This is a genomic window from Endozoicomonas sp., from assembly GCF_051008435.1.
GTDB lineage: Bacteria > Pseudomonadota > Gammaproteobacteria > Pseudomonadales > Endozoicomonadaceae > Endozoicomonas_A.
The window spans coordinates 44,089-54,773 of the sequence record NZ_JBPCXO010000526.1 but is presented as its reverse complement, the minus strand read 5'-3'; the positions used below and the strand labels follow the sequence as shown (position 1 = coordinate 54,773).

9 protein-coding genes are annotated in these 10,685 nt (G+C 48.9%); 3 read left to right on the top strand and 6 right to left on the bottom strand.

Annotated elements, in window-relative coordinates:
* The first annotated feature begins 131 nt into the window (after nt 1-131).
* A complete protein-coding gene (locus ACR2PX_RS26695) occupies nt 132-410 on the top strand; it encodes a hypothetical protein (protein ID WP_434002397.1) in 279 nt (92 codons plus the stop codon).
* Between the two features lie 164 nt (nt 411-574).
* On the opposite strand, the gene prpF is transcribed toward ACR2PX_RS26695, so the two are convergent.
* The 5 genes from prpF to ACR2PX_RS26670 form a co-directional block, all read right to left on the bottom strand.
* Complete coding sequence (gene prpF / locus ACR2PX_RS26690) at nt 575-1,765, bottom strand: 2-methylaconitate cis-trans isomerase PrpF (RefSeq protein WP_434002396.1); 1,191 nt, start codon at nt 1,763-1,765, stop codon at nt 575-577.
* A 2-nt stretch (nt 1,766-1,767) separates the two neighbouring features.
* A complete protein-coding gene (acnD, locus tag ACR2PX_RS26685) occupies nt 1,768-4,365 on the bottom strand; it encodes a Fe/S-dependent 2-methylisocitrate dehydratase AcnD (protein WP_434002395.1) in 2,598 nt (865 codons plus the stop codon).
* Nucleotides 4,366-4,507: 142 nt separating this feature from the next.
* A complete protein-coding gene (gene prpC / locus ACR2PX_RS26680; RefSeq protein ID WP_434002394.1) occupies nt 4,508-5,635 on the bottom strand; it encodes a bifunctional 2-methylcitrate synthase/citrate synthase in 1,128 nt (375 codons plus the stop codon).
* Between the two features lie 88 nt (nt 5,636-5,723).
* Nucleotides 5,724-6,563 (bottom strand): isocitrate lyase/PEP mutase family protein, encoded by an 840-nt coding sequence (locus ACR2PX_RS26675; RefSeq protein WP_434002393.1) that lies wholly within the window; start codon nt 6,561-6,563, stop codon nt 5,724-5,726.
* Between the two features lie 54 nt (nt 6,564-6,617).
* Nucleotides 6,618-7,307: a GntR family transcriptional regulator gene (locus ACR2PX_RS26670; RefSeq protein ID WP_434002392.1), complete on the bottom strand. Its 690-nt coding sequence runs from the start codon at nt 7,305-7,307 to the stop codon at nt 6,618-6,620.
* Nucleotides 7,308-7,573: 266 nt separating this feature from the next.
* On the opposite strand from ACR2PX_RS26670, the gene pabB reads away from it, so the two are divergent.
* Together pabB and ACR2PX_RS26660 are read left to right on the top strand one after the other, a co-directional pair.
* Nucleotides 7,574-8,962 carry an aminodeoxychorismate synthase component I gene (gene pabB, locus ACR2PX_RS26665; RefSeq protein WP_434002391.1) on the top strand — a complete coding sequence of 463 codons (1,389 nt, stop codon included), beginning with the start codon at nt 7,574-7,576 and terminating at the stop codon, nt 8,960-8,962.
* Nucleotides 8,963-9,309: 347 nt separating this feature from the next.
* Nucleotides 9,310-9,591 carry a hypothetical protein gene (locus ACR2PX_RS26660; RefSeq protein ID WP_434002390.1) on the top strand — a complete coding sequence of 94 codons (282 nt, stop codon included), beginning with the start codon at nt 9,310-9,312 and terminating at the stop codon, nt 9,589-9,591.
* A gap of 28 nt (nt 9,592-9,619) precedes the next feature.
* On the opposite strand, the gene cysB is transcribed toward ACR2PX_RS26660, so the two are convergent.
* The gene (cysB, locus tag ACR2PX_RS26655; protein ID WP_434002389.1) at nt 9,620-10,594 is read right to left on the bottom strand and encodes an HTH-type transcriptional regulator CysB; all 975 of its coding nucleotides are present in this window, start codon (nt 10,592-10,594) and stop codon (nt 9,620-9,622) included.
* Nucleotides 10,595-10,685: the final 91 nt, after the last annotated feature.

The window sequence follows — 10,685 nt, the reverse complement described above, 5'->3', positions numbered from 1 at the left end:
GCTCTATCCTTTGCTGTTCTCGGGATCAAAGTCAGTAAGGATAGACAAAAGAAAATGACGGGTATTTCCCATAGGTTGGAGGGCTGCACTGGGCAAAAAGTCGCCGCGAAGCGGCCTACCTTGATCTATCGATGCTACGTCCTGATCATGAAATCGAAGCTGCAGCAGACTGGATTGATTCCTGGGACATAGAACAGCGAGAACAAAAACTCAGAGCATTACCAGGTCTTAACATCCTCAGAGATATTGTCAGCAGTCACTGGCTACTGAGCATCAATACCAATCCAAAAGGCATGCCTGTGGACGGCAACGAACACATTCAACCCATGATTGACCATCCAAAGTTCAAGACTATCCCTTCTTTTTTGGGAGCCCTGGGGGTAATGGAGCAAGTGCTCCAGCCCTATTAAAGGACAGTGAAAGGTAGAGGTGCTCTTTATAAACCTGGGATCGAAGTCATACGGCCATGGCTCTCCGATGCAATATCAACATAAGTAATACAAAAGAAAACAGGTTCAGGAGAGCCCCCTGAACCTGTTAATGGCCAGTATCAGTAGAAGTTAAGCTACGTTAATCAGAAAGAATCTCCGGGCACTCTCACCCAGCCTTCCATGAGCACTCTGGCACTGCGGCTCATAATGGCTTTTTTCGCAGTCCACTCGCCGTTCTCCTGTGCAGCTTCAGCACCCACGCGCAGGGTACCGGAAGGATGTCCGAATCGAACAGCGCTTCGCTCACCTCCCCCTGCAGCCAGGTTCACCAAAGTGCCGGGAATGGCAGCCGCAGTACCGATAGCCACTGCTGCAGTTCCCATCATGGCATGGTGAAGTTTACCCATAGACAGGGCCCTTATCAGCAGATCAATATCACCAGACTTGATCTCTTTACCACTGGAGGCTGCATAAGCAATAGGCTTGGCAACAAACGCTACCTTGGGAGTGTGCTGGCGTTTTGCGGCTTCATCGACATTTTCAATGAGCCCCATACGAACAGCACCATGGGCGCGAATGGTTTCAAAACGTGCCAGAGCTTCTTCGTCACCATTAATGGCTTCCTGCAACTCAGTTCCGGTATAACCCAGCTCTTCCGCATTCAGGAAAATGGTTGGAATACCTGCATTAATAAGCGTGGCATTCAAAGTGCCAACCCCAGGCACTTCCAGATCATCGACCAAGTTACCCGTTGGGAACATGGCACCATCACCATCAGCCGGATCCAGGAACTCAACCTGAACTTCTGCTGCCGGGAAGGTGACACCGTCCAGCTCAAAATCTCCGGTTTCCTGGACTTCTCCGTTAGTGACAGGCACATGAGCAACAATGGTCTTTTTGATGTTGGCCTGCCAGATGCGCACTACGGAAATACCATTCTCGGGTACACGACCCGAGTCAACCAAACCTTTACTGATTGCAAAAGCACCCACAGCGGCTGTCAGGTTGCCACAGTTACCACTCCAGTCGACGAAAGGCTTATCAATGGAAACCTGGCCAAACAGATAATCAACATCATGATCAGGCTGGCTGCTTTTCGACAGAATAACGGTTTTACTGGTACTGGAAGTCGCACCACCCATTCCATCGGTCTGCTTACCATAAGGATCAGGACTACCAATCACTCGCAGTAACAGGTTGTCCCGGACTTCGCCGGGAACCTGCGCGCGCTCAGGGAGATCTTCCAGACTGAAGAAGACACCTTTACTGGTCCCCCCCCGAATATAGGTAGCAGGTACCTTGATCTGAGGGACATGTGACCTAGTTAAAACCATAGTTATTTGCCCTCCAGGAAATCCTTGGCAAATCTCTGCAATACACCACCGGCGGCATAAACAGAAATTTCTTCTGCCGTATCCAGGCGGCAAGTAACAGGCACTTCCAGCGTTTCACCGTTTTGACGATGGATCAGCAGAGTCAGTGTTGCTCTTGGCGTACGCTCACCGATAACGTCGTAAGTTTCTGTACCGTCTAAACCCAGAGTCTTACGGGTAGTGTCTTCATTGAATTCCAGAGGCAGAACCCCCATACCCACCAGGTTGGTACGGTGGATACGCTCAAAGCCTTCGGCAACAATGGCTTCAACACCGGCCAGACGAACACCTTTCGCCGCCCAGTCACGAGATGAGCCCTGACCATAATCAGCACCCGCCACAATGATCAGCGGCTGTTTGCGTTCCATGTAGGTTTCAATAGCTTCCCACATGCGAGTGACTTTGCCTTCAGGCTCAACACGAGCCAGAGAGCCCTGAACCACTTCACCCTTCTCCTGAACCATTTCATTCAACAGTTTCGGGTTGGCAAAAGTGGCACGTTGAGCGGTCAGGTGATCACCACGGTGTGTCGCGTAGGAGTTAAAATCTTCTTCCGGCAGGCCCATCTTATGCAGATAAGCCCCCGCAGCACTGTCCAACATAATGGCATTGGACGGAGAAAGGTGGTCAGTAGTGATGTTATCACCCAGTACTGCCAGAGGACGCATACCTTTCAGAGTACGCTTACCGGCCAAAGCACCTTCCCAGTAAGGAGGACGACGGATGTAAGTACTTTGTGGGCGCCAGTCGTACAAAGGGCTCTCAGCTTCTGTAGCCTTACCCAGATCAAACATGGGAATGTAGACTTCGTTGAACTGCTCAGGCTTAACGCTTTCAGCAACGATAGCGTCAATTTCTTCATCGCTTGGCCAGATGTCTTTCAGGGTGATGGCATTGCCATTCTTGTCGGTACCCAGAACATCTTTTTCAATATCAAAGCGCATGGTACCGGCAATGGCGTAAGCCACTACCAGAGGCGGTGAAGCCAGGAATGCCTGCTTGGCATAAGGATGGATACGACCATCAAAGTTACGGTTTCCGGACAACACCGCTGTAGAATAGAGATCACGTTCAATCAGTTCTTTCTGGATTTCCGGATCCAGAGCACCACTCATACCATTACAGGTAGTACAGGCATAACCTACAATACCGAAGCCCAGCTTTTCCATTTCTGGCAGCAGTCCGGACTCTTCCAGATATAGCTTTGCTACTTTTGAACCGGGAGCAAAGGATGATTTAACCCAGGGCTTACGAACCAGTCCCAGCTCATTTGCTTTACGTGCCACCAGGCCAGCAGCTACCACGTTACGCGGGTTACTGGTGTTGGTACAGCTGGTGATAGCTGCGATGATAACCGCACCATCCGGCATCAGACCTTCTTTCTCTTCTGCCTGAGCCTTATCCAGATCAACAGCAATACCACGCTCAGCCAGATCAGAGGTTGGCAGACGACGGTGCGGGTTGGATGGGCCTGCCATGTTACGAACCACCGTAGACAGGTCGAACTTGAGAACACGCTCGTATTCTGCGGCCTTCAGATCATCCGCCCATAGACCTGTGGTTTTGGCATAATTTTCAACCAGTGCAACCTGTTCAGGTTCCCGACCGGTGAGCTTCAGATAATCGATGGTTTGTTCATCGATGTAGAACATGCCGGCAGAGGCACCAAATTCTGGTGTCATGTTAGAGATAGTGGCACGGTCACCAATGGTTAGATCCACAGCACCTTCACCAAAGAACTCCAGGTAAGAAGAAACAACTCGTTCTTTACGCAGGAACTCAGTAATGGCCAGAACAATATCCGTTGCCGTGATACCAGGCTGACGCTTGCCCACCAGTTCAACACCAATGATGTCTGGCAGGCGCATCATGGATGGGCGACCCAGCATGACAGTTTCAGCTTCCAGACCACCGACACCAATGGCAATAACACCCAGCGCATCGACATGAGGTGTATGACTGTCCGTACCGACACAGGTATCCGGATAAGCAATCCCATCACGGGCCTGGATCACCGGAGACATTTTCTCCAGGTTGATCTGGTGCATGATGCCGTTACCAGCAGGGATAACGTCAACATTTTTAAAAGCGGTTTTGGTCCACTCAATAAAGTGGAAACGATCTTCATTACGACGATCTTCAATAGCACGGTTCTTTTCAAAAGCTTCTGCGTCAAAGCCTCCGTGCTCCACAGCCAGGGAATGATCAACAATCAGCTGGGTAGGCACAACAGGGTTAACTTCAGATGGATCGCCCCCCTGCTCTGCAATAGCATCTCTCAGACCGGCCAGGTCCACCAGAGCTGTTTGACCGAGAATGTCATGACACACTACACGGGCGGGATACCAGGGGAAATCCAGATCACGCTTACGTTCGATGATCTGCTTCAGAGCGTCCGTCAGGGTTTGTGGGTCACAGCGACGAACGAGTTGTTCAGCCAGTACACGGGAAGTATATGGCAGCGTTGCATAGGCACCAGGCTGGATCGCTTCGACGGCTGCACGAGTGTCGAAATAATCCAGCTGGGTGCCCGGTAATGGTTTGCGATGTGCAGTGTTCATAACTTCAGGAACTCATCGAAAAGTATTAACAAGACAGTCAAAACAAACTGACTGCCTGCTTCTTTATAATTGTTAGCTCAAGACTGTTTATTCTTGTTCTATTCGCCTGATCAGACAGTATTGCCCGATCAGGCTTCAGATCTTATGGACGATCTTCGATCGCTACCCATTCAGACGTTTCCGGACCGGTGTAATCCGCAGAAGGACGAATGATGCGGTTGTTAGCACGCTGCTCCATGACGTGAGCAGTCCAGCCTGATACACGGGAGCAAACGAAGATAGGTGTAAACAGCTTGGTTGGAATACCCATGAAGTTATAGGCTGAAGCGTGGAAGAAGTCAGCATTACAGAACAGTTTCTTCTCGCGCCACATGACAGCTTCAACACGTTCAGAAACAGCATACAGGTACTCATCACCGGCCTGATCAGACAGCTTCTTGGACCACTCTTTAATAATGGCGTTACGTGGATCAGACTCACGATAAATCGCGTGACCGAAGCCCATGATCTTGTCTTTGCGAGCCAGCATACCCATGATCTTCTCTTCCGCTTCATCGGTAGAGCGCCAGTTTTCGATCATTTCCATGGCGGCTTCATTAGCGCCACCGTGCAGAGGACCACGCAGGGAACCGATAGCACCGGTTACACAGCTGTGGATGTCAGACAGGGTTGAAGCACAAACGCGGCCTGTGAAAGTAGAAGCATTGAATTCATGCTCTGCGTACAGCACCAGAGAAGCATGCATTACCCTGACGTGCAGTGGCTCAGGCTTCTTGTCATGCAGGGTCCAGAGAAACTGTTCAGCGATGGAGTCAGCGTCCGTTTCAACATTAACGCGGGTGCCATTGTGGCTGAAGTTGTACCAGTAGTTGATCATGCCCGGGAAGATGGCCAGCAGACGATCAATATGATCCAGCTGCTCTGAAAAATCTTTTTCAGTTTCCAGGTTACCCAGCATAGAGCAGCCAGTTCGCATGACGTCCATTGGGTGGGCATCCGCTGGAATCTGTTCCAGAACCACTTTCAGAGCATCTGGCAGTGCACGCATACCTATCAGGCGAGTTTTGTAGGCGTCCAGTTCAGTCTGGTTGGGTAACTTGCCATAAAGCAGCAGATAGGCAACTTCTTCAAATTCAGCTTTATCGGCCAGATCTTTGATGTCATAGCCACGGTAAGTGAGGCCTGAACCGGTTTTACCCACTGTACACAGTGCGGTTTCACCAGCAGACTGACCACGCAGGCCAGCACCGCTTAATTTTTTCTCTGCCATGATAGTTCTCCGTTCTTCTTATTGAATGAGTTTCTCAGGTAGATGACCTAACTCATTGTGGTGATAAACTTTTTGCCCGACCGGACAATCAGGGATTAAGAAATTCTTTGGTCTTAACCAGCAGCTCACGCTCCTGGAAGGTCATCATGCCATCAGCAATGGCACCACTGTTGCCGTCACGGTTGATGACCTCGAGCACTTCACGCATAGCCGTAACGGCAGCTCGCTGAAGGTCAGACGGTATAATGATCAACTGATAACCCATCGCTTTCAGATCTTCAGTGGGCACCAATGGCGTCTTGCCACTGTAGAACATGTTGATGAGTTTTGGACCCGGCGCCTGTCTGGCAATCTCTTCGATTTGCTCAATCGTCTGGGGCGCTTCTACAAACAACATATCCGCTCCAGCCTCAACATACGCCTTGGCTCGTTCGATCGCATCGTCAAAACCGGTTACGGCAATAGCATCTGTTCTTGCGATGACCGTCACGTTACCTGCGTACTTGGCCGCTACGGATACTTTCTTGCACATTTCTTCAGTGGAGACCAGAGTCTTATCATCCAGGTGACCACAGCGCTTTGGAAACTCCTGATCTTCCAGATGGAAGCCACAAACGCCCGCACTTTTGAACAATTCGACAGTACGCTTAACGTTAACTTCGTTACCGAACCCGGTATCGGCATCAGCAATAACAGGAAGTGAAGTGGCTTCACAAATCTGACGAACACGATCCACTACTTCAGTCAACGTAAGCAGACCTATATCAGGCACACCTGTGCTGCGAGCAATCGCACCACCACTGCCATACAAAGCTGAAAATCCAGCTTCTTCGCCCAAACGGGCAGAGATACCATCGTAAACACCAGGAGCTGTAACAATGCCTTCTTTGGCAATCAGTCGATTAAGGGCGTTGTCTTTATCGCTCATATCACTTCCTCTCTTCTTATCACTCATCACGAGCCTGTTATCCACTTAGCAAGCTCATGACTGTTTATCGGAATCAATAAATTGCTCTATTTCTCTTCTTGCCCGGGCTATGTGACGGCGCATCAGCATTTCAGCCAGCTCTCCATCACGATCCTTAAGGGCTTTAAATATCATCTGGTGCTCGATTAACGCTTCTTCGGGACGCGCACGACGACCCGATGTTTTTCGGTACATATGAATCAGGTGATAGAGCTCATCACACAGTGAACGGATCAGTCTTTGATTGCAGGAACCATTGATCACTCGATAGTGGAAATCCAGGTCACCTTCCTGGTCAATGTATGACTGGCCACTGTGCTCATGTATATGGCTGGCATGAGTTTTCAGCAAAGACTCCAGATCCAGCAGTTGCTGATCGGACATATGGATAGCTGCCAGGCGGGCTGCCATTCCCTCGAGTGCTTCACGAACGGCAAATATCTCAGATAATTCTGCCTGATTAAGGGTGACAACCCGGGCACCAACATGGGGAGCACGCACAACCAACCCAGCCCCTTCAAGCCTCAATATGGCTTCACGAAGAGGACCGCGCCCTACTCCGTATTTTCTCGAAAGTTCAGGCTCAGAGATCCGGCTGCCCTGACTTAAACGACCTGAGATAATATCCCCGATCAGCAGACCAGCCACCTCTTGCGCTTGTGTTCCGACACGTACTGCATCGTTTGTCGTGTTCGTCTCAGCCATAAGGATTGTTTACAATATTTTTGTTTGGAGCCATTTATACATTAATTTAGCCTTGATATACAAATTATTGTTAACAATCCTTGTTTTGGCAAAGCCAATCTTCCTGAATATGGGAGTCTATTGAATTAAGACCACCTTCTTATAGTCTGTCTGACTGTTGACAGAGGGTTTATACGGCCAATAAAACTCCCGAAAAGCCCATAGCGCCGATGACACTCTGAAGGTAGAATGCGCGTCTGATCTGACCCAGGATTTTTATGCCTTTTATGAAAGAGCTATTCATCGTTGAACTGGACTACATGAGTGATTCCAGCCCTTATTTTGAGCCTTTAACCGAGCAACCCTGGGCGTGTTATCTGGACAGCTGTTCCCCCTCTTTCAAAAAAGAACAACACAACCGTTATGACATCATTACTGCTGATCCCTGGGTCGTGGTTACTGTAGACGACAAAAACGTCATAAAAATCACCCATCGTCTAACCGGCGAAACCCAGATCAAAAGCAACCAATCCCCTTTTAAAGTTCTGGATGATTTATTGGCCACCATGTCAAAAGTGGACAATACCGACCTGCCCTTTACGGGTGGTGCCTTGGGATTCTGGGGTTATGAACTGTGCAGCCTGATCGAGCCTGAAAAAATTCAACCCAGGCAGCTGGAAACACCCTTGATGAGTGTCGGGCTCTATCACTGGGCCATCATTTGTGATCATCACCAGCAAAAAACGGTCTTTTTCAGCCACCCTGATATGCCAGAAACAGACCGGGATAGTATTCTTTCCCGAATAAAGAGCACCGCCAAATCACAAAATTCCTCATTCCAGTTGCAGGAAAAGTTCTCGACCACGATAAGTGAATCAGAGTATGAGTCAGCTTTTAATAAAGTGCAGGATTACATTCTGGCTGGTGACACCTATGAAGTGAACCTGACCCAGGAATTTACCAGCCGATACAACGGTGATTGCTGGCAAGCCTACAAACACCTCAGAAAAGTCAGTCCGGCCCCCTACTCAGCTTATTTGTCTCATCCGGATGTTGTGGTATTAAGCCACTCACCCGAACGATTTATAAAAGTCACTGAACGCAGGGTGGAAACTCACCCTATCAAAGGCACGAGGCCTCGCGGTAATACACCCCAAGAAGATCTGGCTCATGCAGAAGAGCTATTGGCCAGCGAGAAAGATCGCTCAGAAAACCTGATGATCGTAGACCTTTTGAGAAATGACCTGGGTAAAGTCTGCAATCCGGGAAGCATCAGTGTCCCAAGACTGTTTGAGCTGGAAAGCTACGCCAATGTTCACCATCTGGTCAGTACAGTGACTGGTGAACTCAGCCAGGAACACAGCATACTGGAATTGATGGAAGGCGCGTTCCCGGGAGGGTCAGTGACCGGTGCACCCAAAATCAGATCCATGGAAATCATTCGCGAACTGGAAGCATCCGCTCGAAATGTCTATTGCGGCGCCATTGGGTACGTAAGCTGTAACGAGAAGATGGATTCCAGCATTACCATCAGAACTCTGGTTGCCCAGAACCACAAACTTCACTGCTGGGGTGGTGGAGCCATTGTGGCTGACTCAGACTGTCATCAGGAATACCAGGAGTCCATTACCAAGGTAAAAAACCTGATGACCGCTCTTGAAACTTTCTGCGAATAAGCCGTATCTGACTACTCATGAATAATCAGGAATCATCCCTGATGACATTATCCAACGCATGAAATAAAAAACCTGCGTCGGCCTCAACCTCAACCTGTAACCCTTCCCTGATCATCAATATTCAGCTGGTCACTAACAATTTCAGGATGATTACGTTGTGCAATTAATGGAGCAGTGAGCTGCTGAAAAGTATCAGTCCGCAGATTCCAAGTGACATTATTATTACCTTTCGGAAATAGATCATAAGCCACTATAAATAGATGAAGTTATTATCAATAGTAATAATTACAACTGCTAGAATCTGAACCATCACAATAAAACAGTCTGTAACTCACAGGAGATCCTTGATGAAAATCACCATGGTCAAAAAAATAATGGCGGATGGCAGCCCCTGCAAAAAATGCAGCGAAGTTTTGGAGCGATTGGAAAGCTCTGGAAACATGAAGAAAATTGACCAGGTATTGATTGCTATAGAAGGGGAAGCAGGAAGCGAAGGTGCATTACTGGCTGACTTCTATCAAGTCGACAAGGCACCATTTTTTATTGTTGAGGAAGATGGGCAAGAGCCGAAGGTGTATACCATCTATTTCAAGCTGGTTAAGGAAGTGCTGGACCGGCAAGCTGCGTAATGCAGCTGCCGCCCACTATCAGGGAAACTCAGTGGTCAGGTAACTGAACACCGGAGAACAGCTCATCCACTTCAGCCTTGTTGTGTCTTGAAATAGCTTCCTGCACGACATCCTTCGTCAAGTGCGGAGCAAACTGCTGAATGAAGTCATACATAAATCCGCGCAGGAAGGTACCCCTTCTGAAACCAATTTTGGTCACACTGGGCTCAAACAGATGGTCCGCATTCAGTGGAACCAAATCAGAATCCAGCTCAGGATCGTAAGCCATCTTCGCAACAATACCCACACCCAGCTTGAGTCTTACATAGGTTTTGATGACATCTGCATCGGTTGCGGTAAAGACAACTCTGGGAGACAGCCCTTCGTTCATAAAGGCTTCATCCAGCTTTGACCGACCGGTAAAACCAAAGACATAAGTCACCAGCGGATATCTTGCGACATCTTGCAGGGTAAGCTCAGATATTTGTGCGAGCGGATGATCTCTGGGAACCAGCACACAACGATTCCAGCGATAACAGGGCATCATCACAAGATCGTTAAATAATTCGAGTGCTTCTGTCGCAATAGCAAAGTCTACTGTCCCGTCTGCAGCCATCTCAGCAATCTGGATAGGCGTGCCCTGATGCATGTGGAGCGAGACATCAGGGTACTGAGAAATAAACTTATTGATAATACTGGGCAGAGCATAGCGAGCCTGGGTATGAGTCGTAGCAATCGACAGGGAGCCTTTGCGTTCATCACTGAACTCTTGTGCAACCTGTTTAATACTTTCGACTTTCCTGAGAATTTCACCCGCAGTCTCTATAATCTTCTCACCAGCTGGAGTGATTCGGGTCAAATGCTTACCGCTACGGGCAAACACTTCAACACCCAGTTCATCCTCAAGCAGGCGAATCTGTTTGCTGATACCGGGTTGCGAGGTATACAGACTCTGCGCTGTGGCGGATACATTGAGATCATGGTGAGCGACCTCCCAGATATAGCGCAGTTGTTGCAGCTTCATTGATGGCCTCCGGTCGAGCTAACTTCTACCCATAGCGTGAAAATTTATGAGCACTCTTAGTTCTTAGCGGCATAAGAGAATGCCATTTAAT

Bases quoted from the DNA above. Each gene is read 5' to 3' on its own strand.
- acnD (WP_434002395.1), bottom strand. From the start codon at position 4,365: ATGAACACTGCACATCGCAAACCATTACCGGGCACCCAGCTGGATTAT.
- prpF (WP_434002396.1), bottom strand. From the start codon at position 1,765: ATGGTTTTAACTAGGTCACATGTCCCTCAGATCAAGGTACCTGCTACC.
- ACR2PX_RS26695 (WP_434002397.1), top strand. From the start codon at position 132: ATGCTACGTCCTGATCATGAAATCGAAGCTGCAGCAGACTGGATTGAT.
- pabB (WP_434002391.1), top strand. From the start codon at position 7,574: ATGAAAGAGCTATTCATCGTTGAACTGGACTACATGAGTGATTCCAGC.
- ACR2PX_RS26670 (WP_434002392.1), bottom strand. From the start codon at position 7,307: ATGGCTGAGACGAACACGACAAACGATGCAGTACGTGTCGGAACACAA.
- prpC (WP_434002394.1), bottom strand. From the start codon at position 5,635: ATGGCAGAGAAAAAATTAAGCGGTGCTGGCCTGCGTGGTCAGTCTGCT.
- cysB (WP_434002389.1), bottom strand. From the start codon at position 10,594: ATGAAGCTGCAACAACTGCGCTATATCTGGGAGGTCGCTCACCATGAT.
- ACR2PX_RS26675 (WP_434002393.1), bottom strand. From the start codon at position 6,563: ATGAGCGATAAAGACAACGCCCTTAATCGACTGATTGCCAAAGAAGGC.
- ACR2PX_RS26660 (WP_434002390.1), top strand. From the start codon at position 9,310: ATGAAAATCACCATGGTCAAAAAAATAATGGCGGATGGCAGCCCCTGC.